Below are 22,118 nucleotides of genomic sequence, written 5' to 3'. Positions count from 1 at the left end.
TCGGGGTGGGTCCGAACGCGACGGTGACCGGGCCGGGACGACAGCGGTCCACCTCGGCGAATGGGAACGTCACGCCGACGGCGGTCGAGCCCGGCACGGTCTGGGCGGAGTACCTGGCCGCGGCGCGTCAGCTGGACGGGGTACGCCGCAGCGCGGCTGCCGCCGCCGGTGAGCAGGCCCGGTCGGCCGAGGCCGCCCGGGAGGAGCTGACGGTGGTCCGGACCGGGCTGGCGAGTCAGCAGGAGCGGCTGCGGGAGTTGGGCGTACCGGCGATCTCCCTGGTGCCGTCGCCGCCGGAGCTGACCGAGGCGGCCCGGTCGATGGCGGGTGGCCCGGCCGCGGTGCTGGCGGCGCTGCGGGCCGCGCGGGGCCGGGCCGAGGCGGCGGACGCGGCACTGGGCACGCGCCGCCGGTTCCGGCCGGGGGCCTGGCCGGCCCGGGCACGAAACCTCCTGGTGTACGGACCGTTGGCGCTGCTGGTGCCGCTGATCCAGGTCGCGGTGTACGCCGCCACGGGCATCGGGCCGGCCACCGTGGCGGCGCTGATCTGCGGGCTGCCGATGCCGGCGGTCGCGTTCGTCGCCGGTTGGGTGGGCATCGGGCGGTTGTTCCGCGTCGGCCGGGCTGAGCGGCTGGACCGTACGGTGCGTTTCGGCGCGCTGGTGTGCCTGGTCCCGGCGGTGCTGGTCACGGCCGGTCTGCTGCTGGCCCTGCTCGCCGGCTGACCGGTCCCGGGGTGTCGCCGGACCAGGGCCGGCGGCTCGGTCCGGCACGGTGGCGGGCTCGGGGCAGGAACGGAAACGGCCGGCCGTCCCGGGAGAGGTCGGCCGGCCGTGGTGCGTCGGGGTGTCAGCGGGGGATGATCAGCGCCATCGCCTCGGCCCGCGACTTCGAGTCCGTCTGCAGGATGCCGCGCACCGCTGACGTGATGGTCTTGGCACCGGACTTCTGGATGCCGCGCATCGCCATGCACATGTGCTCGCACTCCAGCACGACGACGACGCCACGGGGGGCGAGCCGGCTCATCAGCAGGTCGGCGACCTGCGAGGTGAGCCGCTCCTGCACCTGGGGCCGGCGGGCGAAGACCTCGACCAGTCGAGCCAGCTTGGACAGCCCGGTGATCCGTCCGTCCGGGCCGGGGATGTAACCGATGTGCGCGTTGCCCCGGAACGGCAGCAGGTGATGCTCGCAGAGGCTCATCACGTCGATGTCCCGGACGATCACCAGCTCTTCGTGGTTGGCCTCGAAGGTGGTGCTGAGCACCTGCGCCGGGTCGACCCGCAGCCCGGCGAAGAGTTCGGCGTACGCGCGGGCGACCCGGGCCGGGGTCTGTTGGAGGCCGTCGCGGTCCGGGTCCTCACCGACGGCGATCAGGATCTCGCGGACGGCCTTCTCGATCCGGCCCAGGTCGACGGCGTCCTCGACCGGTCGACCGGTCAGCTTGCCGCTGATCAGCCGCGCGGCCACGTAGTCCAGCTCGTCGTCGCCGTCGGGTCGTTGCTCAGTGCGTGCCGTCCGAGTTGTTGGACGGCGCCCCACCGCCGACCGACGCCTGCGCGCCGTCAGCCTGGGCCTGCGCCTTGAGCTTGTCCTTCTCCGCTGGGGTGAGCACGGGCGGCTCGGTGGAGGGCTGGCGCTTGCCGAAGCCGTTGTACGGGGCCAGCGGCGGGCGCTTGACCACCCGGGAGCAGATCCGCGCCATGTCGGCGGTGGAGAGGGTCTCCTTCTCCATCAGCTCGAGCACGATGTTGTCCAGGACGTCCCGGTATTCCACCAGGATCTCCCAGGCCTCGTCGTGCGCAAGCTCGACCAGTGCCCGCATCTCGCCGTCGATCTCGGCGGCCACCGAGTCCGAGTAGTCCCGCTCGTGGCCCATGTTGCGGCCGAGGAACGGCTCGTCCCCGCTGGTGCCGTACTTGATCGCGCCGAGCTTGGAGCTCATGCCGTACTGGGTGATCATCGCGCGGGCCAGTTGGGTGGCCTTCTCGATGTCGTTGCCGGCACCGGTGGTGGGCTCGTGGAAGACCAGTTCCTCGGCGGCCCGACCGCCCAGCGCGTACGCCAGGGTGTCGATCATCTCGGCGCGCGTCTGGGTGTACTTGTCCTCGGTGGGGAGCACCAGCGTGTGGCCCAGCGAGCGGCCACGCGACAGGATCGTCACCTTGTGCACCGGCGCGGCGTGCGGCAGCGCCCAGGCGACCAGCGCGTGCCCACCCTCGTGGTACGCGGTGATCTTCTTTTCCTGGTCGCTCATCACGCGGGTCCGTCGCTGCGGACCTGCGATCACCCGGTCGATCGACTCTTCCAGCGAGTCGTTGGTGATCGCCCGCTGGTCCTTGCGGGCGGTGAGCAGGGCCGACTCGTTGATCACGTTGGCCAGGTCGGCACCGCTGAAGCCCGGGGTACGCCGTGCCACCGAGTCGAGGTCGACGTCGGGGGTGAACGGCTTGCCCTTGGCGTGCACCCGCAGGATGGCCTTGCGGCCCTCCATGTCGGGGGCGTCCACCGGGATCTGCCGGTCGAACCGGCCCGGGCGCAGCAGCGCCGGGTCGAGGATGTCCGGCCGGTTGGTGGCGGCGATCAGGATGACCCCACCCTTGGTGTCGAAGCCGTCCATCTCGACGAGCAGCTGGTTGAGCGTCTGCTCGCGCTCGTCGTGACCGCCGCCCATGCCGGCGCCACGGTGCCGGCCGACGGCGTCGATCTCGTCGACGAAGACGATCGCCGGGGCGTTCGCCTTGGCCTGCTCGAAGAGGTCGCGGACCCGGCTGGCGCCGACACCGACGAACATCTCCACGAAGTCGGAGCCGGAGATGGAGTAGAAGGGCACTCCGGCCTCGCCGGCGACCGCGCGGGCCAGCAGGGTCTTGCCGGTGCCGGGCGGGCCGAACAGCAGCACGCCCTTCGGGATCTTGGCGCCCAGTGCCTGGTACTTCGCGGGGTTCTGCAGGAAGTCCTTGATCTCGTGCAGTTCCTCGACGGCCTCCTCGGCACCCGCGACGTCCGCGAAGGTCGTCTTCGGAGTGTCCTTGGTGATCATCTTCGCCTTGGACTTGCCGAAGTTGAGCACCCGGGAGCCGCCGCCCTGCATCTGCGACATGAAGAACAGCAGCAGAAGAACGAGCAGCGCGATAGGCAGCAGGTTGACCAGCAGACTCACCCAGATGCTGTCCGAGGAGACCTTGACGTCGGCCGGGCCGGTCACCCGGTTGGCCGCCTTGGCGTCCAGCACCTCGTTCCAGATCTGGTCACCAGCCTGGTACGGGAACTGAGCCTCGATCTTGTTCGTCTCGGTCTTGCCGAACTTCGTCTTCTGAGCGAGGTCCAGCTGGACCGTCTGCTCCTTGTCCTGGAAGACGACCTTGTTGATCTTGGCGGTGTGCAGCTGGTCGAGCGCAACGGAAGTGTCCACGCGGTGGTAGCTGGGACCAGCGGTGAACAGTTGACTGAGCACAACGGCGCCGAGGATGACCAGGATGATCCAGACCACCGGTCGGCGGAAGAAACGCGTACGTTCCATACTGTTGTCGAGCGCCGGGGCGCCCGCATCCTCCTGATCGACGTCCTGACCGTCTGATGGTGTCGCCGCGGTGTGCGGCGGCCGGAGCCGCCGTGCGGGCCGGCCTCGACCCCGAGGCGCGAAAACTGCCGCGCCGCGGTCATTCGACGGTACACCGTGTACGCGAGGAGTGAGCTTGCGAGCCCCGCAGTCGTGCACCATCAAAAGCCGCGCGTACGCGAGGAGCGAGCTTGCGAGCCCCGCACTCGGCGCGCCTTCGGGATCGACGGCAGGCACCGTGGGCAGGCCCACCAGCCCCGCAACTAACGTACGGCGGGTCCGGGTAGGAGCCGGCGTGGCGGGGAGTCCGGCCCGGCCACCCGAACGCCCGGTCACGCGGTCGAGGGGGTCGGGCGCGGAGTAACCTCCGGGCCACCGTGGTCCACGGTAACCGCAAGACCTGAGAGCGCGCTGAACGTCGGCTTGATGGATGCCGATGCGAGTCGGCCTCACGCCGCCGCCGAGCCGCCTCGACGGCTCGCCGCCGTCGTCAGGAGCGGGCGTAGACCTCGGGCTTGAGCACGCCGACGTACGGCAGCTCCCGGTAGCGCTCACCGAAGTCCAGGCCGTACCCGACCACGAACTCGGTGGGGATGTCGAAGCCGACGTACTTCACCGGGACCGGCACCTTGACCGCGTCCGGCTTGCGGAACAGCGCGACCACCTCGACGCTCGCCGCCGAGCGCGACTCCAGGTAGCGCAGCAGCCAGGAGAGGGTGAGCCCGGAGTCGACGATGTCCTCGACGACCACCACGTGCCGACCGGCGATGTCCCGGTCCAGGTCCTTGAGGATGCGGACGACCCCGGACGAGGTGGTGCCCTGGCCGTAGGAGGAGATGGCCATGAAGTCCAGCTCGGCCGGCGGGCCGTTGCGGCCCAACGCCCGGGCGAAGTCCGCCATGAACATCACCGCACCCTTGAGTACGCACACCAGCAGCAGGCCGTCAGTCACGTGGGAGTAGTCGGCGGAGACCTGCTTGGCCAGCTCCGCCGTCTTCTCGCGGATCTGCGCCTCCGAGATGATCACGTGGTCGATGTCGGCGTCGTACCAGGAGCCGTCAGCCATGACTCCTAGCCTGCCGTACGTCGGATGGCCTCCGTCGGCGGGGCCGCACCTTTTGGCGCGGTCCCGCCAGCGATTTTCTCGGCAAATTGCACTAATCGCATCAGTTGGTGCGTGACCGCCAGCGGCGGCCGTCGTCAGTGGGCTTCCAGTCGGCCGAGTCGTGGCTGTCGACGGTGAGGCCGGCCGCCGAGGCGGCGACGAGCAGGACGAGGAACAGGAGGAAGAGCAGGAACTCCATGGCGGCGCTCGCTTTCGCATGATTGCTGTCGGTTTCGCCGCCGGTGCGCACCGGACTGAGACCAGTCTGCGACCACTCGCGCCGACCGGACAGTGGCAGGAATGCCATTGCTCATCGATTTACTGCCACCTGTCGGGTTACCCTCGTCACATGCTGCGGTCCGTTGCCGTCCTCGCCCTCGACCAGGTCGCTCCCTTCGAGCTCGGCGTACTCGCCGAGGTGTTCGGCACCGACCGCACCGCCGACGGTTTTCCCGCCTACCGCTTCCAGGTGTGCAGCCCCGACGGCGCTCCGGTGCGTACCTCGTCCGGCTTCCACCTCACCCCGCACGCCGACCTCGGCCCGGTCGACGAGGCCGACCTGGTGGCCATCCCCGCGCACAGCCAGGGCACCACGGTTCCCGGCCCGGTACTCGACGCGCTGCGCCGGGCCGACGCCCGCGGGGCCCACCTGTTCAGCGTCTGCTCCGGGGCCTTCCTGCTCGGCGCGGCCGGGCTGCTGGACGACCGGGAGTGCACGACCCACTGGCGGTACGTGGACGAGCTGCAACGCCGGCACCCCCGCGCCCGGGTGCGCTGCAACTCGCTCTACGTCCAGGACGGCCGGCTGCTCACCAGCGCCGGCACCGCGGCAGGCATCGACGCCTGCCTGCACCTGATCCGCCAGGAGCACGGCTCGGCCACCGCGACCCGGCTGGCCCGGCGGATGGTGGTCCCGCCGCACCGCGACGGCGGCCAGTCCCAGTACGTCGAGGCGCCCATCCCGAAGGCGCCCGAGGCCCCCACCCTGGAGCCGGTGCTGGAGTGGCTGATGGGTCACCTGGACCGGGCGATCACCGTGGAGGAGTTGGCCGCTCGCGCCGGTATGGCGCCCCGCACGTTCGCCCGCCGCTTCCGCGCCGAGACCGGCACCACCCCACACGACTGGCTCACCAACCAGCGGGTGCTACTGGCCCGGCGGCTGCTGGAGGAAACCCCGTTGAGCGTGGAGGCCGTCGCCGACGAGGCCGGCTTCGGCGACGCGGCGGCGCTCCGCCACCACTTCAGCCGCCGGGTCGGCGCTACCCCACACAGCTATCGGACCACCTTCCGGGACCGGGCGCACAGCGGCTGACAGCGGCCCGACACCAGCTCCGCCGACCGCACGGTCGGGCCAGGGCGACCGACGCGGGCCCACCGGAGCTTTCGCCCTACAACCCGAGCAACGCTCCGCGGGCCAGAATGGTGCGTCGGTTGAGCAGGGCAAAGCGCGTTCAGCTGACGGCTACGGATGCCAGTCGGTCGGCGCGGCGGAGCACGCGGACCCCCCCGGGCAGGTCCGCCGGGCCCTGACCGTGCCACTCGGTGACCAGGGCGTCCAGCGCGTTGACGTGCCGGTGTGACAACGCACCCGGCTGGGCGCCCAGCTCCCGCGCCCAGGCGTGCAGCACCCGGCCGCGTACCGCGGGGGCCAGGGTGAGCAGCGCCGGCGCGGAGAGCCCTCCGTCGGGGTGCCGAGCCGCCGCCAGCGCCGTCTCCGCCAACTCGTCGAGCGCGGCATTGTCGGCCGCCACCAACCGGGCGGTACGCGCGAGGTTGTCCACCACGCCGGGCCCGAGCGCCCGCACCAACGCCGGGAGCAGGTCGACCCGCACCCGGGACCGGGCGTACGACGGGTCGGTGTTGTGCGGGTCCTGCCACGGGCTCAGCCCGAGCACGGCGCACGCGGCGCGCGTCTGGTCCCGGCCGATCTCCAGCAGCGGACGCAGCAGCGGCACGCCGTCCAGCTCCCGCCGGGCCGGCATCCCGGCCAGCCCGCGTGGGCCGGCGCCCCGGGCGAGCGCGAGCAGCACCGTCTCCGCCTGGTCGTCACGGGTGTGCCCGGTGAGCACCGCGACCGCGTCGTGCTGCCGGGCAGCCTCGGCCAGCGCCTCGTACCGAGCGTCCCGAGCTGCCGCCTCCGGGCCACCCGGACGCCCGGCCACCTCCACCCGGGCCACGGACGTGGCCGTGAAACCGACCCCACGGGCCCAGGCAGCCACCGCCTCGGCGCGCTCCGCGGAGCCGTCCTGCAGGCCGTGGTCGACGGTGACGAGCACCGTGCCGCGACCCAGCCGGGGTGCCACGAACACGGTGGCCGCCGCGAGCGCGAGCGAGTCGGCGCCGCCCGAGCAGGCGACCAGCACCGGCCCGTCCGACGACAGACCGGTCAGAGCACGGCGGACCGCCACCCGGATCGCGGCCACCGGCGGGGCGAGCGCGGCCACCGGCGGGTGGTCAGCCAGCGGCCGGGATGGTGCCGGCCGGGCCGTGCACACGGGCCACCCAGGCGTCCGGGTCGCCCAGCTCCGACAGCCGGGGCAGGGTGAGCGGGGAGTTGAAGATGGAGTTGAACCCCTCCATGCCGACCCGTTCCACCACACCGTGCACGAACTTGCGCCCCTCGGCGTACTGGCGCATCTTGACGTCCACGCCGAGCAGCCGGCGGATCGCCTTCTCCAGCGGGTTGCCGGCCTCCCGGCGGCGGTTGAACGACGCCCGGATCCGCTCCACGCTCGGGATCACCTGGGGGCCGACGCCGTCCATGACGAACTCGGCGTGCCCCTCCAGCAGGGTCATCAGCGCGGTGAGCCGGTCCAGCACGGCCCGCTGGGCCGGGGTCTGCACGATGTCCAGCACGCTGGTGCGGCTGTCCTGGTCCCGGACCGCCTCGGAGAGGGTGGCCACGCCGCGCCGCAAGCGCTCGACCAGGTGCTCGCTCCCGCTGGACGAGGCGTCGACGAACGCCTGCACCTCACTCAGGAAGTAGGCCCGCATCCACGGAACGGCCGTGAACTGGGTCCGGTGGGTCACCTCGTGCAGACAGACCCAGAGGCGGAAGTCCCGTGGGTCGGCACCGAGCTTGCGCTCGACCTCGACGATGTTCGGTGCGACCAGCAGCAGTTGGCCCGGGTCGGCCGAGAAGACCTCGTACTGGCCGAGCACCCGGCCGGAGAGGTAGGCCAGCACCGTCCCGGCCTGCACCCCGGTCAACCTGGACCCGATCGCCTCGGTCAACGCGCCCGGCTGTTTGTCACCGGCCAGCCGGCTCACCAGCGGGGTGATCACCTCACGAAGGCCGGCGATGTTGGTCGCCGCCCAGTCGCGGCGGTCGACGACCCGCACCGGCGGGTGCGCCACCTGCGCCCTCAACCCCGTGTAGTCGGCCACGTGCCCGGCCGCCTCATCGGTCAGCCGACGCAGGTCGCCGACCACGTCGGTGGCCTCGGCGTACGACACCCGGGGGCCCGACTTGCTCAACGCCCCCGCGGTGGCGGCGGCCAGATCCCAGTCCACGAACTGCGCCATGAACCCACCGTACCCGCGCCGCGACACCCCGGCTCGGCCTCGCGTGCTCGATCGACGCCGATGGCGGCTCCGGTAGGGCCGGGCGATCCCGCCCGACGACGGTCAGCCGCAGCCGCAGCCGGCCAACGCGGCGGTGATCCGGTCCAGCGCCGGTTGGGCGGTCTCCTTCCCGCCCGGCACCTGGTCGGTGAGCACGGCGAAGGTGAGCAGCCGACCGTCGGCGGTGGTGACCAGGCCCGCGATGGAGTGCACGGCGGTCAGCGTGCCGGTCTTGGCTCGGACGCTGCCCGCACCGGCGGCGGTGCCGGGGCTGTTCCGGTAGCGCTCGTCCAAGGTGCCGGACCAGCCGCCCACCGGCAGACCACCGAACACGCCTGCCAACTCCGGATGGTCCGGGCTGGCCGCCAGGCGGATCAGGTCGGTCAGCAGCGACGGGCTGATCCGGTTGCGGCGGGACAACCCGCTGCCGTCGGAAAGGGTGATCTCGTCGGCCGGCAGACCCAACTCGGCCACCTGCGCGTCCATCGCGGCGGCGCCGCCGTCGAACGAGGCCGGCTGATTGCGGGCCAGCGCGACCTGGCGGGCCAACGCCTCGGCCACCAGGTTGTCACTCTCGCTGATCATGATGTCGACCATCCGGATCAGCGGCGGGGACTGCACCACCCCCAGCTCGACACCCGGCGCGGGGGTGCCACCGGCTGCGGCCTGGGTCGGGGCCGGCGCCGTGCCACGTTTCACGGCGTCGGCCGGCACGCCGAGCAGCCGGGCGAAGGCTTTGCCGGCGGCCAGGTCCGGCTCGGCGAACCGTGCGGCGGCCCCGTGGTCGACCCCGGGGTCCCTGCGCGCGCCGTCGGTCATCAGCGCGGTCACCGCGCCACCGGACCCGCCGGTGGGGATGTCGTCGTCCCAGCCCGGGCCGTAGACCGGGCCGGAATAGACCGAGCCGTCGACGATCACACTGGTCGGGGTGGCCCCGCCGAGCGCGGTGCGCACCTGGGTGGCCAGGTCGTCCAGGCGCGCCGCTCCCGGGTAGTAGCCCTTCTTGTCGATCGCCAGGGTGGGGTCGCCACCGCCGATGATCACCACTTCGCCGGCCTTCGCGCCGGCCACCGCGCGGGTGGGTATCCGGTAGCCGGGTCCACGGGCGGCCAGCACGGTCACCCCGGTCGCCAGCTTGGTCACCGAGGCGGGCACCGTGCCGTCGTCCGCCCCCTTGGCGAACAGCGTCTGGCCGGAGATCACATCGGCCACCGAGACGTTCACCCGGCTGCCGAGAGCGGCGACCCCGACCAGCGGGTCGAGCACGGCACGAACCCCGTCCGCGGTGGGCAGCGGGGAATTCGGGTCCGGGCCGGCCAGCACGTCCGACGGCTCGGGATCCGGGGTCACCCCGGCAGCCTTCGGGCCGGATCCGGCGTCGTCGCCGAGCCATCCGGCGACCGGGCCGGGCCGGGTGACGACGACTCCGACACCGGCGAGCACCAGCAGCAGCACGACGGCCAGCACCACCGGTAGCCGCCGACGGCGGCCCGGCTTGAGGGGTACGGGTGCCGGCGCGGCATCGGCGGGCGCGGGCAGCGCGGAGATCGGCGGACCCAGCTGCGGGACACCGCCGGGGGCGTTCGGGGCGTGGCCGGACGGCGGGCTGACCGGCGCGGGGCTGACCGGGACCGAGGCACTGCCGCGCGGCGAACCACCCGACGCCGGACTGACCGGGACCGAGGCACTGCCGCGGGGCGAACCACCCGACGCCGGACTGACCGGAACCGAGGCACTGCCGCGTGACGGACCGCCCGCCGGTCGGTCACCGCCGACCACCGGGAAGCGGCCGTTGTTCGGGCCGGGCGGGGGCGACCCGCCCGGCGGGCGCCAGGGCAGCGGCGCGGGCCGCTCGGGCGACGTCTCCGGCGCCTGGTTCGCCGGCTCGGGAGTCCGTGGAAGGTGGGCCTCAGGCACCGGGACACGACCCGTCGCACCGCCGGAACCGGATCGTCCGGTACCGTGCCCGGAACCCCCGTCCGGGCGGTAGTGTGAATCTTCCCTCCCCACGACCCCCTCCTCCCCCAGCGAAAATCGGCTTGGGTGACACTACTTCGGTCCGAAGACTATGCGGCGGCCGGAGTCGGCGGGTGGGCATTCACCTGTCCGGAGGGCGCCAGTGGTTCCGTTAGCCAGCGTGGGCAGACGAGGGAGCGTGCAGATGGATTTCGACGTGACGGTTGAGATCCCCAAGGGTCACCGGAACAAGTACGAGGTGGACCACAAGACCGGCCGAATCCGGCTGGACCGCACCCTCTTCACCTCCACTCAATACCCGGCTGACTACGGGTTCATCGAGGGCACTCTGGGCGAGGACGGCGATCCGCTGGACGCCCTGGTGCTGGTCCCCGAGCCGACCTTCCCGGGTTGCCTGATCCGCTGCCGCACCATCGGCATGTTCCGGATGACCGACGAGAAGGGCGGGGACGACAAGGTCCTCTGCGTGCCCTACGAGGATCCTCGCCAGGAGCACCTGCGCGACATCCACCACCTCGGCGAGTTCGACCGGCTGGAGATCCAGCACTTCTTCGAGGTTTACAAGGACCTGGAGCCCGGCAAGTCGGTGGAGGGCGCGACCTGGGTCGGCCGCACCGAGGCCGAGGCCGAGATCCACGCCTCCTACCAGCGGGCCAGGGACGCCGAGGCACGCGGCGAATCCATTCACTGACGACCGTTGACGCACCGGGCCCGGGGGCCGCTCAGCCGAGCAGCCCTCGGGCCCGGTCGTACAGGTCGAGCACCGCGCAGGCCATCGGCACCACGGCGACCACCAGGGCCGTGTCGGTGAGGTCCGCGGCCCTTCCGACGTACGGGGAGACTGGCCGGCGGGCGTACCCGGTGCCGGCGGCGATGGTCACCAGGGCCAGCACCGCACCACCCAGGACCAGCGCGAGCCGCCCCGCCTCGTCGACCCGGCCGACCAGTGCGCTGCCGAGCACCGTGTAGCCGGCCAGCCCGGCGAGCACCGGCGGAACCCGGTGCCGCAGCGCCACGAACAGTCGCGAGCGCAGCAGCAGCACGGCCGAGGTGACCGCCACGAGAACCCGACCGGCCGTTCCACCGACGATCCCGAGTACGACCGCCGCGGCCACCGCCAGCACGGCGTGCCCGATCAACATGCCGGTGAGCATCTCCTCGGTACGGATCACCGCGGCGTGCACCCGACTGCGGTCCGGCAGATCGCGCGCCCGCTCCGGCTCGTCCGTGGGGGCCGAGGTCGGCAGGGTGATGGGCGGCAGGGGCAGCTTGCCCAGCCGGATGGCCAGCAGCGGGATCACGCCGACGGCGAAGACCAGCGCGCTGAGCAGCACCGCCGCCGTGCCGGCCGGGGTCAGCAGCAGCCCTCCGAGCGCGGCCCCGGCACCGGTCAGGCCGACCGTGACACCGGCGACGAAGACCCGTAGCCGGCTGGCGACCCCGAGTAGGCCGATCAGCGCCATCAGCAGCAGCGCCACCGAGCCGGCCAGCAGTTCTGGGGCGCCCACCCAGCGGGCCGGTCCGAACGGCACGACCGGGTCGCCGGAGCCGACCGCGAGGGCGCCGGCCGTGAACGCGTACGGCAACGCGTAGCCGCCCAGCGTCGCCCCGGTCGTCCCGTCGCCGTTGGCGCGGGAGGCCACCGTGCCGGCCACGGTGAGCACCAGCGCCACCGCTGCGGCCGTCAGCCAGCCGACCCGGTGCGTCGGGCCGCTGGCGAACAGGGCGAGCAACCCGACGGCGAGCGGGACGGCGGAACCGGCCAGGCCGGCGAGGCGGGTGGCGGTGGGCGACCAGGCACCGCCTCGGCGACGGGCACCGTCGGCGATCGCCTCGACCACGTCGTCGTACTCCAACTCGGGCCAGTGCGCACGGGCCGGCACGAGGTGCAACACCTCGCCGTCGCGGACCCCCTGCGGCAACAGCGCCTGGGCGGTCGCCAGCACCCCGCCGTCGGTGCGGCGCAGGACCCAGCCGCCGTGCTGCTCACCGTCGTCGGCCAACCCGACACCGGCGTGTCGGAGCACGTCGGGCAGCAGTTCGGCCAGGGGCACCTGCTCCGGCAGGGCGACGTCCAGCCGTCGTTGCGGCGCGCTGATGGTGACGCGGGCCAGCCCGGTAGTCATCGACTGGTCTCCATATCGAGGGGGATCGGAGGCTGCGCGGACGACAGGACTTTACCTACCATGAGTCCGGCTCGGGTTACCCAGCGCTGTCAGGAGGCCGAGTGTCCACCGTCGTCATCAAGCGTCCGCCGCGCCGACCAGCGCCGGAGATCCCCTCCGGCGAGCTGTCGGTCGAGGCACCGCCGGAGATTCCGGTGATGGCCGGCGGGCGATGGCAACAGATGCTCATGCTGCTGCCGATGCTCGGCGGCACGGTCGCGATGGCGATGATGTTCGGCCGGGGCGGCGGCGCCTACTCGTACGTGGTGGGCGGGATGTTCGGGCTCTCCTCGCTGGCGATGCTGGTGACCTCCTGGGGCAGCGCCTCCGGCACCCCGAAGAAGTCCGAGATGATGGCCGCCCGCAGGGAGTACCTGCGGCACCTGGCCACGTTGCGGCGGCGGGTGCGGCGGACCGCCGGCCAGCAGCGGGCCGGGCTCTTCTACCGGCACCCGGACCCGGGCCGGCTCTGGTCGACGGTGGACAGCCACCGGGTCTGGGAGCGGCGACCCGGCGACCCCGATTTCGCGGTGGTGCGGGTCGCCGTCGGGCCGCAGACCCTGGCCACCCCGCTCGTCGCACCGGTCACCCGGCCACTGGAGGAGCTGGAACCGATGACCGCCGGCGCGCTGCGCCGCTTCCTGGACGCGTACTCGGTGGTGCCGGACCTGCCGGTGGCCCTGTCGCTGCGCAGCTTCGCCCGGGTGCACGTCCGACCCGCCGGCCGCGCGAAGGGCGGCACCCCCACGACGGGCGGGCCACCGACCGGTGACCCGGCGGCTCAGGCGTTGGTCCGGGCCGTGCTGACCCAACTGGCGGTCTTCCACGCCCCCGACGAGCTGCTCGTCGCGGTCTGCGCCGGACCGGAACGCCGCGCCCGCTGGGAATGGGTGAAATGGCTGCCGCACGCCCACCACCCCAGCCGCGCCGACGCGCTCGGCCCACTGCGACTGGTGACCAGCTCCGCCGCCGAGCTGGAAGGGCTGCTGGCCGACGTGCTGGCCAGCCGCTCCCGGTTCAGCCCGGCCGGCCCGGCCACCGACGGGCCGCACGTGGTGGTCGTCCTCGACGGCGGCGAACTGTCCGGGGCCAGTGAGCTGACCGGCGACGGCGGCATCGACGCGGTCACCGTGCTGGACCTGGACACTCCGCCGCCTCGGCTGCTCGACCGGTACGCGCTGCTGCTGGAGTTGCACGGCCGACGCCTGCACTCGTTGTCGTCCGACGGGCATGCCGAGGTCGGCACCGCCGACCAACTCGACCTCGCCGACGCCGAGGCGGTCGCCCGACGGTTGGCCCCACTCCGGCTCGCCGGTGCGGCCCGCGGGCCCGACTCCCCGCTCCAGGCCGACCTGGGCCTTCCCGAGCTGCTCGGTCTTGGCGATCCGGAGAGCTTCACGGCCGAACAGGGCTGGCTGCCACGCTCGGCACGGGAGCGGCTGCGGGTGCCGATCGGAGTGGGCACCGACGGCGGTGCCATCGAGCTGGACCTCAAGGAGTCCGCCCAGGACGGGATGGGCCCGCACGGCCTCCTCATCGGGGCGACCGGCTCCGGAAAGTCCGAGCTGCTCCGCACGCTGGTGCTGGGGTTGGCCGCCACGCACAGCTCCGAGCAGCTCAACTTCGTGCTCGTCGACTTCAAGGGCGGCGCCACCTTCGCCTCGTTCGACAGGTTGCCGCACACAGCGGCCGTGATAACCAATCTGGCCGACGCGTTGCCCCTGGTCGACCGGATGGTCGACGCGATCAACGGGGAGTTGGTCCGCCGTCAGGAGCTACTTCGGCGCGCCGGCAACTTCGCCAGCGTGCGCGACTACGAGCGGGCCCGGGCGGCCGGCACCCCGCTGGCCCCACTGCCGTCGCTGCTGCTGATCTGCGACGAGTTCTCCGAACTGCTCTCCGCCAAGCCCGACTTCATCGACCTGTTCGTGCAGATCGGCAGGTTGGGCCGTTCGCTCGGTGTGCACCTGCTGCTCGCCAGTCAGCGACTCGAGGAGGGACGGCTTCGCGGGCTGGACACCCACCTCTCGTACCGCATCGGTCTGCGGACCTTCTCCACGCTGGAGTCCCGCACCGTGCTGGGGGTGCCGGACGCGCACGAGTTGCCCCGCTCGCCGGGCCACGGTTATCTGCGCGCCGGCACCGACCCGTTGGCCCGGTTCAAGGCCGCGTACGTCTCCGGTGCCGTCCGCCGGCGGACCGCGTCCGCCGGCGCCACCGTCGAGGGTGGCGCTCGGCTGCTCACCTTCACCACGCACGCCGTACCGATGCCGGAGCCGGCGACCCCGGTCGCGCCCGTCGTGGCGGAGGAGGAGGGCCGGGAGACACTGCTCGACCTGCTGGTGGACCGGCTCGTCGGGCAGGGCCCGCCGGCGCACCAGGTCTGGCTCCCCCCGCTCGGTGCGCCGCCGACCCTGGACGAGCTGCTCGGCCCGGTGGAGGTGGACCCGGTACGCGGCCTGGCGGTGGGCAATCCGGAGCTGCACGGCGCACTGGGCGTGCCGCTGGCCGTGGTGGACAAGCCGTTGGAGCAGCGCCGGGACCTGCTCTGGCTGGCGCTGGACGGTGCGGCCGGGCACGTGGCGGTGGTGGGCGCGCCGCAGAGCGGCAAGTCCACGGCGTTGCGCACGTTGATCTGCGCGCTGGCGCTCACCCACACGCCGGCCGAGGTGCAGGTCTACTGCCTGGACTTCGGTGGCGGCGGTCTGGCCGCGCTGCGCGATCTCCCGCACGTGGGCGGGGTCGCCGGCCGGGCCGACCCGACGGCCGTACGCCGCACCGTCGGCGAGATGACCACCCTGCTGGCCGATCGGGAACGCCGCTTCGCGGAGTTGGGCGTCGAGTCGATGGCCGCGTACCGGCAGCGCCGTGCCGCGGCGGGGACGACCAACCAACCGGGGATCGAACCGTTCGGTGACGTGTTCCTGGTGGTCGACGGTTGGAGCACCGTCCGCGGCGAGTACGACGACCTGGAGCCTCTGGTCACCGACCTGGCCACCCGGGGCCTGTCGTACGGGCTGCACGTGGTCGCCACCGCGCTGCGCTGGCTGGATTTCCGCCCGGCGATCCGGGACCTGTTCGGCTCACGGCTGGAGTTGCGCCTCGGCGACCCGTCCGACTCTCTGGTGGCGAGGCGTGCGGCGGCGAACGTGCCGGAGCGCGCCGGCCGAGGGGTGACCGCGGAGGGCCTGCACTTCCTCACCGCGTTACCGCAGCTCGGTGCTGCCGCCGGGGACACCGCCGAGCTGGTGAAGCGGGCCACCGACGGGTGGGCGGGTCCTCCGGCGCCCCGGGTGCGGCTGCTCCCGCCCGTGCTGCCGTACGCCGATCTGGACCTCGCCGCGACGACCGGCCTGCGGTTGCCGATCGGGATAGCGGAGGCGGACCTGCGCCCGGTGCTGCTCGACTTCGCCACCGAGCCGCACTTCGTGGTCTTCGGCGACTCGGAGTGCGGCAAGTCGTCGTTCCTGCGGGCGCTGGCCACGTCGATCATCACGCGGTTCACTCCCGAGCAGGCTCGGGTGATCCTGGTCGACTACCGGCGCAGCCTGCTCGGCGCGATCGAGACGCCGCACCTGATCGGGTACGGCACCGCCGCAGCGCACACCGCCGACCTGATCGAGTCGGCCGCCGGTTATCTGGAGCGGCGGGCCCCCGGACCGGAGGTCACCCCCCAGCAACTGCGGGACCGGTCGTGGTGGTCCGGGCCGGAGCTGTTCGTGCTGGTGGACGACTACGACCTGGTGGCGGCCGGGCCGGCGAACCCGCTGCGGGCGCTGGAGGAGCATCTGCCGCACGCCCGCGACGTCGGGCTGCACCTGGTGCTGGCCCGCCGGTCGGGTGGCGCGGGCCGCGCCCAGTACGAGCCGATCGTGCAGCGGCTGCGGGAGTTGTCCACGGCCGGTCTGGTGATGGCGGGCAGCCCGGACGAGGGCGCACTCGTCGGGCCGGTACGACCCGGCCCGTTGCCGCCGGGGCGTGGTCGACTGGTCACCCGGCGAGAGGGCGTACGCCTCGTCCAGCTGGCACAACTTCCGCCACCATGACCTGACTCGCCGGTTCTTCCCGTGACAGGTGGGGAAACCGGTAATCTCCGATCGTCATGGTTCTGTCGGGATGAATGGCTGGGGATGTGACTGGGGTTCGGCACAGCGGTCCGTCAGTGGCCCGCCGAGCGGCCGGCCGGGCGCTGCTCGGTGTCGCCGCGGCGTTCGCTGTCGTGGCCCCGACCGCGGCGGCCGTGCCCGTCGCCACGCCCACCAACGGTGGACAGCTCGCCGGCGCGTCGATGGCACTCGCCCCTGGCGACACCGTCGCCCGCACCGACCAGGTTCGCGACGAACAGTGGCAGCTCGACGAGTTGCGGGCCGACACGGCCTGGCGCAGTTCGACCGGTCGGGGCGTGACCGTCGCGGTGGTCGACTCCGGAGTGGACGGCAACCATCCTGACCTGGTCGGCCAGGTGCTGCCTGGCAAGGATCTGGTCGGCCCCGGGGGCGGGGCGGGCCCGGATCCGGTGGGGCACGGCACGACTGTCGCCGGTTTGATCGCCGGACGCAACGACGACAAACGGGGCGTCGTCGGCCTGGCGCCGGACGCCCGGATCCTGCCGGTCCGGGTGCTCGACGAGCAGAACCGCTACGACGACGCGTTGATCGTCGCCCAGGGGGTCCGTTGGGCCGTCGACAACGGCGCCCGCGTGATCAACCTGTCCCTGGGCGGCAGCGGTGACAGCCCGGCCCTGGCTGCGGCGCTGGACTACGCGTTCGTCCGGGACGTGGTCGTGATCGCCTGCACCGGCAACCTGGCGACCTCCAGCAGCACCAAGGTCTGGTACCCGGCCCGTGAGCCCGGTGTGATCGCTGTCGCCGGCCTCGAACGCGGCAGCGACAACCTGTGGTCCGGGTCGATCACCGGGCGGGCGACGGTGCTCACCGCTCCCGCCAGCGGGCTGGTCGGCGCGAAGTCCCCCGACGGGTACTGGCGGGTGCAGGGCACGAGCTTCGCCGCACCACTGGTGACGGCCACCGCCGCGCTGGTCCGGTCCCGCTACCCGCAGATGCCCGCAGGTGAGGTGGTCAACCGGTTGCTGGCCACCGCTCGGGACATCGGCCCGACCGGGCGGGACGACCGCTTCGGGTACGGGGTGGTCGACCCGGTGGCCGCGCTGACCGCCGAGGTCCCTCCGGTGACCGTCAACCCGCTGGACGACCAGACGTCGCCCGGAGTGACTGGTTTCGGCCCGGCTCCCGGCTCGGCCGACGACGGCCCGGTGGCCGGTGCCGGCAGCGACCCGCTCGGCCTGACCGCGCCCCACCAGCAGACCCGGTGGACGGCCCGGGCGGCCGGCGGCCAGGACCCGTCCGCGCCGGAGGAACTGTGGACCGGGGTCGTGCTCGTCGTCGCCCTGCTCGGCAGTGCCGCCCTGATGATCCGCCGGTTCCGTCAGCGGGCTCGCTGACCGCGCGCCGCCAGGATGCCTGACGGGCGGCCCGGTCGGGTAGAACCGTGAGATGAGTACGCAGCGACCGCCCACCCTCGCCTCCGCCGACCAGTCGTCCTGGCGGCAGCGCCGACTCGACCCGGACCACTCGCTGGGGCTGCGACTGACCCTGGCCTCGGTGGCGGCGTTCCTGGTGCTGGTGCCCTTCGCGCTGCTCACCCTGCTGGTGCTCGGTGCGTGGGCGCCGCTGCGTCGGCTGGACACGACGGTCACCGACGCCCTGCACACCTACGCGCAGGACCACCGGGGCTGGGTCGTGCTGATGCGGATCTGGACCGAAGTGTTCGCGCCGATGCCGCTGCGCGCGGTCGCCCTGCTCCTGGTGGTCTGGCTGCTGCGCCGGGGAGCCCGCCGGCTGGCCCTCTGGGCGGCCACCACCATGGTCGTCGGTGGCCTGGTCGGTCCGCTGCTCAAACTGCTCGTCGGCCGCGACCGGCCGGAGTTGCTGGAACCGGTGGCACGGGCCGCCGGCTACTCCTTCCCCTCGGGGCACGCGCTGAACGCCACCCTGGCGGCCGGGGTGCTGCTACTGGTGCTCCTGCCGTACGCCGGACCGGGGGCGGCGCGGGTCGCGCTCTGGGTCGCCGCCGTGCTGCTCACCGTGCTGACGGGGCTGAGCAGGGTGGCGCTCGGCGTGCACTTCACCAGCGACGTCCTGGGTGGCTGGCTACTCGGAGTGGCGGTGGTCGCGGCGACCACCGCCGCGTTCACCAGTTGGCGGGCGCACATCGGTCTCCGGCCGGTCCGGCCCACCCGGGACGGCGTCGCCCCCGAGGTCGATCGGCAACCCGGAGCGGCCTGAGGCCTGCTCGGGATGCTGGTCACCCGGGTGTTCGCCCGGGGCTGGCCGTTCACCGTCCAGGACGCGGTGAACCGGGAGTTGGCCAGCTCAGGTGCACTCGCCGGTGCCCACCTGCCGGTTACGTTCGGCGCCGGCCAACGCCACCGGGCGAGCCTCGGCCGCCGTCACCGCGAAGCCGGTGTTCGGGTCGTCGGCGGCCGCCGCGAAGATCACGCCGAGCACCAGGCCATTGGCGGACAGCAGCGGGCCGCCGGAGTTGCCGCTGCGCACCAGCGCCCGGATCGTGTAGATCTCCCGCGTCACGTCACCGGAGGAGTAGATGTCCGGTCCCTTGATCTTGTCGACGTCGCGGACCCGCGCCGACTGCGCGTTGTAGGGGCCGTCCAGCGGAAAGCCCAGCACGATGGCGTCCGAGCCGCTGCCGGCGTTGCCGGCGGCGAACCGTAGGGACGGGCCGGGCAGCCCGGGCACCAGCAGGACGGCCAGATCCCGGTCGGGGTCGTAGACCACCACCTTGCCGTCGTACCGCTCACCGCCCAGTTCCACGGCGACCGAGCGGGTGCCGGCCACGACGTGCGCGTTCGTCATCACCCGGTCGTCGGCGTACACGAAGCCGGAGCCCTCGATGCGGCGCGAGCAGCCGGGCGCGGAGCCGAGCACCTTGACGACCGACCGCTGACCGTTGACCACCACCTGCGAGCCGGCCAGCGCCGGGTCGGGCGGGTCGACCTGCCGGGCCCGGGTGGGCGCGAGGTCACCGAAGACGTCCGGGAACCCGTCGGTGTCGACGGTGTCCTCCAGCGCGGTGGACAACTGGTGGGCCTGTTCCGGCACGACCCGGTTGACCACCGTGATCAACGCGCTGTTGCGTACCGACGCGGCGAGCCAGGGCACCGAGGACGAGCCGAGCGGCACCGCGACCAGCCAGGCGAGCAGCAGCACCGCGAGCAGCGAGACCAACGCCCCACCCACGTCGTCGATCCGTTTGCCCACGTCGCTGGTGATCGTCTTACGCAGATGCGAGCCGAGCCAGCCGGCGAGCGCCTGCCCGACCACGGCCAGCCCGAAGATCGCCACGAGCGAGATCACCACACGGGTGCCGGCGTCCACGAACTGTCGGGCGAACATCGGCCCGAGTTGGAGACCCAGCAGCAGACCGAGGAAGAAGCCGGACAGCGAGGTGATGCCGATGACGAAACCCTGGCGATATCCGCTGATCGCGAACACGAGCATGAGCAGCAGCAGGACGAGATCCACGACGGACACGGGTCAAGCGTACGGGCAGTACGCCCATCAGATGACCATCGCTTGCCGAAGGTGACCGTGCGGTCAGCGTAGGGCTGTCTCGTCAGCCTCGTCGGTGCCCGCCGACGGCGCCGGGGTCGCCCCGCTCGGTGGCAGCTCGACCACCCGGTCGCGCGGCCACGGACGCGCCCAGCCACCCATCTCCAACAGCGTGGCCAGCACCCCGGCGGTGAAGCCCCAGACGAGCATCCCGCGTGCCGAGAACGCCGGCCCGATCCATCCGCTCGGGTGGCGGACCCGCAGCCGGTTGGCCGGGTCGACCAACTCGCTGACCGGCAGCCGGGCGACGTGTGCCACCTCGGCGGGCTCCCGGGGATGTACCGGGTGCGGGTCGTGCCACCAGGCCAGCACCGGGGTGACCACGAAGTCACTGACCGGGATCCACAGTTTCGGCAGCTCGGCGAGGACGGTCACGCTCGTCGGGTCGAGACCGACCTCCTCGTTCGCCTCGCGCAGCGCGGTGGCGCGCACGTCGGCGTCCTCCGGGTCGGCCGCACCGCCCGGAAAGGCCGGCTGGCCGGCGTGGGTACGCAGGGTGGCGGCGCGTTGCAGGACCAACACGTCGGGGCCGGCGCCGGGCTGCTCGCCGAGCAGCACCAGCACGGCGCTCTCCCGGCCGCCCTCGGCCGGGGTGGTCAACCGGGTGAAGTCCTCGGCGCGGGCGGTGCCCAGCCGGGTCAGCAGCGGCTCGCACCACTCGGGTGGTCGACGGGTCACGCCGGCACCGTCAGACCGAGGTGCTGGCGGACCAGCTTGGCGAGTTGGGCATCGTCGAGCGCGCCGGTGGCGTCGATGTGCCGGATCCGGCCGTCGGCGTCGACGAAGAGGGTCAGGGGGATGGCGTTGCGCCTCAGCTCGCGTTGCAGCGCCTCGCCCTGGTCCACCAGGATCGGGAACCGGACGCCGAAGTCCTCACCGATGGACTGGGCGCCGCTGCGGCTGTCCCGGCTGTTGACCCCGACGACCTGGAGCTGACCGGCGACCCGCTCGCTGAGCCGCTGGAAGGCGGGCAACTCCTTGCGGCACGGCGGGCACCAGGATGCCCACACGTTGATCACCGCCGGCCCGGCGACGGAGCGCAGTGCGACCGGAGCCCCACCGGTGAAGCAGGACAGCGTCAGCTCCGGCAGCGCCTGCCCACCAGCGGCAGGGGCCGTCGTGCCGGGGGTCGGCGTACCGGAGCCGGGTGACGCGGGCGTGGGCGTCGTGGCCAGCGTGGCGCAGTCGCGGAACGGCGAGGGTCGTTCGGCGGCGGCCGGGCGGGGGGCCGGGTCGTCGTCGGCCGTGCCTCCGGTGCAGCCGGCCACGACCAGCAGCAGCGGCAGGACGAACAGGGCGAGGCGGCGGTTCACGGCACCTCCGCGGCGACCGCCTGGGCGGGCACCAGATCCGGGTCGACCCCGGCGGCCACCGCGAGGTCGCGGGCCCGGGGACCCTTGAGCAGCTTGGCGGCGGCAGCCGGCTCGGTCGGCCCGGTGCCGTACGAGGGGCAGAGTTTCGCGAGCGTGCACGCCCCGCAGGCCGGCTTGCGGGCGTGGCAGACCCGTCGCCCGTGGAAGATGATCCGGTGCGACAGCATGGTCCACTCGCGCTTGGGGTAGAGCGCGCCGACCGCATGCTCGATCTTCACCGGGTCGGTCTCGGTGGTCAGCCGCCACCTGTGGACCAGCCGCTGGAAGTGCGTGTCGACGGTGATGCCCGGGACGTCGAAGGCGTTGCCGAGGATCACGTTGGCGGTCTTGCGGCCGATGCCGGGCAGCGTCACCAGGTCGACGAGCCGGCCGGGGACCTGCCCGTCGTACCTGTCGACGAGGGCCTGCCCGAGCTTGAGCAGCGAGTCCGTCTTGTTGCGGTAGAAGCCGGTGGGCCGGATCAGCTCCTCCATCTCGCCCCGGTCGGCCCCGGCGTACGCCGCGGCGCTCGGGTAACGGGCGAAGAGCTTGGGGGTGACCTCGTTGACCTTCTTGTCCGTGCACTGCGCGGAGAGGATGGTGGCGACGGCCAACTCCAGGGCGTTGGAGTGGTCCAGCTCACAATGTGCGTCGGGGTGCGTCTCGGTCAGCACCCGGCCGATCTTGCGGGCACGGCGTGTGCGCCCTAGGTCGGTCTCGCTGGCGGCGGGAGGACTACTGGTCACG

18 protein-coding genes are annotated in these 22,118 nt (G+C 72.8%); 6 read left to right on the top strand and 12 right to left on the bottom strand.

Annotated features, from left to right (window positions below; genetic code table 11):
* Positions 1-23 precede the first annotated feature (23 nt).
* A complete protein-coding gene (locus ABGB10_RS18080) occupies positions 24-725 on the top strand; it encodes a hypothetical protein (RefSeq protein WP_347662182.1) in 702 nt (233 codons plus the stop codon).
* A gap of 124 nt (positions 726-849) precedes the next feature.
* On the opposite strand, the gene folE is transcribed toward ABGB10_RS18080, so the two are convergent.
* The 4 genes from folE to ABGB10_RS18060 all read right to left on the bottom strand — a co-directional run bounded on the left by folE (position 850) and on the right by ABGB10_RS18060 (position 4,863).
* On the bottom strand, positions 850-1,467 hold the full coding sequence (folE, locus tag ABGB10_RS18075; RefSeq protein ID WP_347662009.1) for a GTP cyclohydrolase I FolE: 618 nt from the start codon (positions 1,465-1,467) through the stop codon (positions 850-852).
* A gap of 34 nt (positions 1,468-1,501) precedes the next feature.
* A complete protein-coding gene (ftsH, locus tag ABGB10_RS18070) occupies positions 1,502-3,520 on the bottom strand; it encodes an ATP-dependent zinc metalloprotease FtsH (protein ID WP_347662008.1) in 2,019 nt (672 codons plus the stop codon).
* 529 nt (positions 3,521-4,049) lie between these two features.
* The gene (gene hpt, locus ABGB10_RS18065) at positions 4,050-4,625 is read right to left on the bottom strand and encodes a hypoxanthine phosphoribosyltransferase (RefSeq protein ID WP_179781302.1); all 576 of its coding nucleotides are present in this window, start codon (positions 4,623-4,625) and stop codon (positions 4,050-4,052) included.
* A gap of 100 nt (positions 4,626-4,725) precedes the next feature.
* The gene (locus ABGB10_RS18060; protein WP_179781303.1) at positions 4,726-4,863 is read right to left on the bottom strand and encodes a hypothetical protein; all 138 of its coding nucleotides are present in this window, start codon (positions 4,861-4,863) and stop codon (positions 4,726-4,728) included.
* A gap of 150 nt (positions 4,864-5,013) precedes the next feature.
* Between ABGB10_RS18060 and ABGB10_RS18055 the strand changes: the two genes are divergently transcribed.
* The gene (locus tag ABGB10_RS18055; protein ID WP_347662006.1) at positions 5,014-5,976 is read left to right on the top strand and encodes a helix-turn-helix domain-containing protein; all 963 of its coding nucleotides are present in this window, start codon (positions 5,014-5,016) and stop codon (positions 5,974-5,976) included.
* Between the two features lie 139 nt (positions 5,977-6,115).
* Here ABGB10_RS18055 and tilS read toward each other — a convergent pair whose 3' ends face one another.
* The 3 genes from tilS to dacB form a co-directional block, all read right to left on the bottom strand.
* Positions 6,116-7,108, bottom strand: a complete 993-nt coding sequence (gene tilS, locus ABGB10_RS18050; RefSeq protein ID WP_347662005.1) for a tRNA lysidine(34) synthetase TilS — start codon at positions 7,106-7,108, stop codon at positions 6,116-6,118.
* A gap of 10 nt (positions 7,109-7,118) precedes the next feature.
* Complete coding sequence (locus ABGB10_RS18045; RefSeq protein WP_347662004.1) at positions 7,119-8,189, bottom strand: zinc-dependent metalloprotease; 1,071 nt, start codon at positions 8,187-8,189, stop codon at positions 7,119-7,121.
* Between the two features lie 102 nt (positions 8,190-8,291).
* Positions 8,292-9,767, bottom strand: a complete 1,476-nt coding sequence (gene dacB / locus ABGB10_RS18040) for a D-alanyl-D-alanine carboxypeptidase/D-alanyl-D-alanine-endopeptidase (protein WP_347662181.1) — start codon at positions 9,765-9,767, stop codon at positions 8,292-8,294.
* 622 nt (positions 9,768-10,389) lie between these two features.
* On the opposite strand from dacB, the gene ABGB10_RS18035 reads away from it, so the two are divergent.
* The gene (locus ABGB10_RS18035; RefSeq protein ID WP_278142057.1) at positions 10,390-10,896 is read left to right on the top strand and encodes an inorganic diphosphatase; all 507 of its coding nucleotides are present in this window, start codon (positions 10,390-10,392) and stop codon (positions 10,894-10,896) included.
* Between the two features lie 31 nt (positions 10,897-10,927).
* Here the strand turns inward: ABGB10_RS18035 and eccD are convergent, their stop codons facing one another.
* Positions 10,928-12,331, bottom strand: coding sequence for a type VII secretion integral membrane protein EccD (gene eccD / locus ABGB10_RS18030; protein ID WP_347662003.1), 1,404 nt, complete (start codon positions 12,329-12,331; stop codon positions 10,928-10,930).
* 101 nt (positions 12,332-12,432) lie between these two features.
* Here eccD and eccCa point away from each other — a divergent pair, with 101 nt between their 5' ends.
* From eccCa to ABGB10_RS18015, 3 genes are all read left to right on the top strand, one after another.
* Complete coding sequence (eccCa, locus tag ABGB10_RS18025) at positions 12,433-16,416, top strand: type VII secretion protein EccCa (RefSeq protein WP_347662002.1); 3,984 nt, start codon at positions 12,433-12,435, stop codon at positions 16,414-16,416.
* A gap of 74 nt (positions 16,417-16,490) precedes the next feature.
* A complete protein-coding gene (mycP, locus tag ABGB10_RS18020; protein WP_347662001.1) occupies positions 16,491-17,831 on the top strand; it encodes a type VII secretion-associated serine protease mycosin in 1,341 nt (446 codons plus the stop codon).
* A gap of 52 nt (positions 17,832-17,883) precedes the next feature.
* Entirely contained in the window at positions 17,884-18,675 is a 792-nt protein-coding gene (locus ABGB10_RS18015) for a phosphatase PAP2 family protein (RefSeq protein ID WP_347662000.1), read from the top strand.
* Positions 18,676-18,762: 87 nt separating this feature from the next.
* On the opposite strand, the gene ABGB10_RS18010 is transcribed toward ABGB10_RS18015, so the two are convergent.
* The 4 genes from ABGB10_RS18010 to nth form a co-directional block, all read right to left on the bottom strand.
* Positions 18,763-19,941 (bottom strand): MarP family serine protease, encoded by a 1,179-nt coding sequence (locus ABGB10_RS18010; protein ID WP_347661999.1) that lies wholly within the window; start codon positions 19,939-19,941, stop codon positions 18,763-18,765.
* Positions 19,942-20,004: 63 nt separating this feature from the next.
* Positions 20,005-20,697 (bottom strand): CoA pyrophosphatase, encoded by a 693-nt coding sequence (locus ABGB10_RS18005; protein ID WP_347661998.1) that lies wholly within the window; start codon positions 20,695-20,697, stop codon positions 20,005-20,007.
* A complete protein-coding gene (locus ABGB10_RS18000) occupies positions 20,694-21,332 on the bottom strand; it encodes a redoxin domain-containing protein (protein ID WP_347661997.1) in 639 nt (212 codons plus the stop codon). The genes ABGB10_RS18005 and ABGB10_RS18000 overlap by 4 nt, the downstream gene beginning before the upstream one ends.
* Positions 21,329-22,117 carry an endonuclease III gene (gene nth / locus ABGB10_RS17995; RefSeq protein ID WP_347661996.1) on the bottom strand — a complete coding sequence of 263 codons (789 nt, stop codon included), beginning with the start codon at positions 22,115-22,117 and terminating at the stop codon, positions 21,329-21,331. Before nth ends, ABGB10_RS18000 begins: the two co-directional genes overlap by 4 nt.
* Between the last annotated feature and the right edge of the window lies 1 nt (position 22,118).

Origin of the sequence: Micromonospora sp. B9E7 (assembly GCF_039871815.1) — a bacterium.
In the GTDB taxonomy this organism is placed as follows: domain Bacteria; phylum Actinomycetota; class Actinomycetes; order Mycobacteriales; family Micromonosporaceae; genus Micromonospora.
The sequence above is the reverse complement of the archived record's forward strand: the minus strand, read 5'-3'. Positions and strand labels throughout refer to the sequence as shown.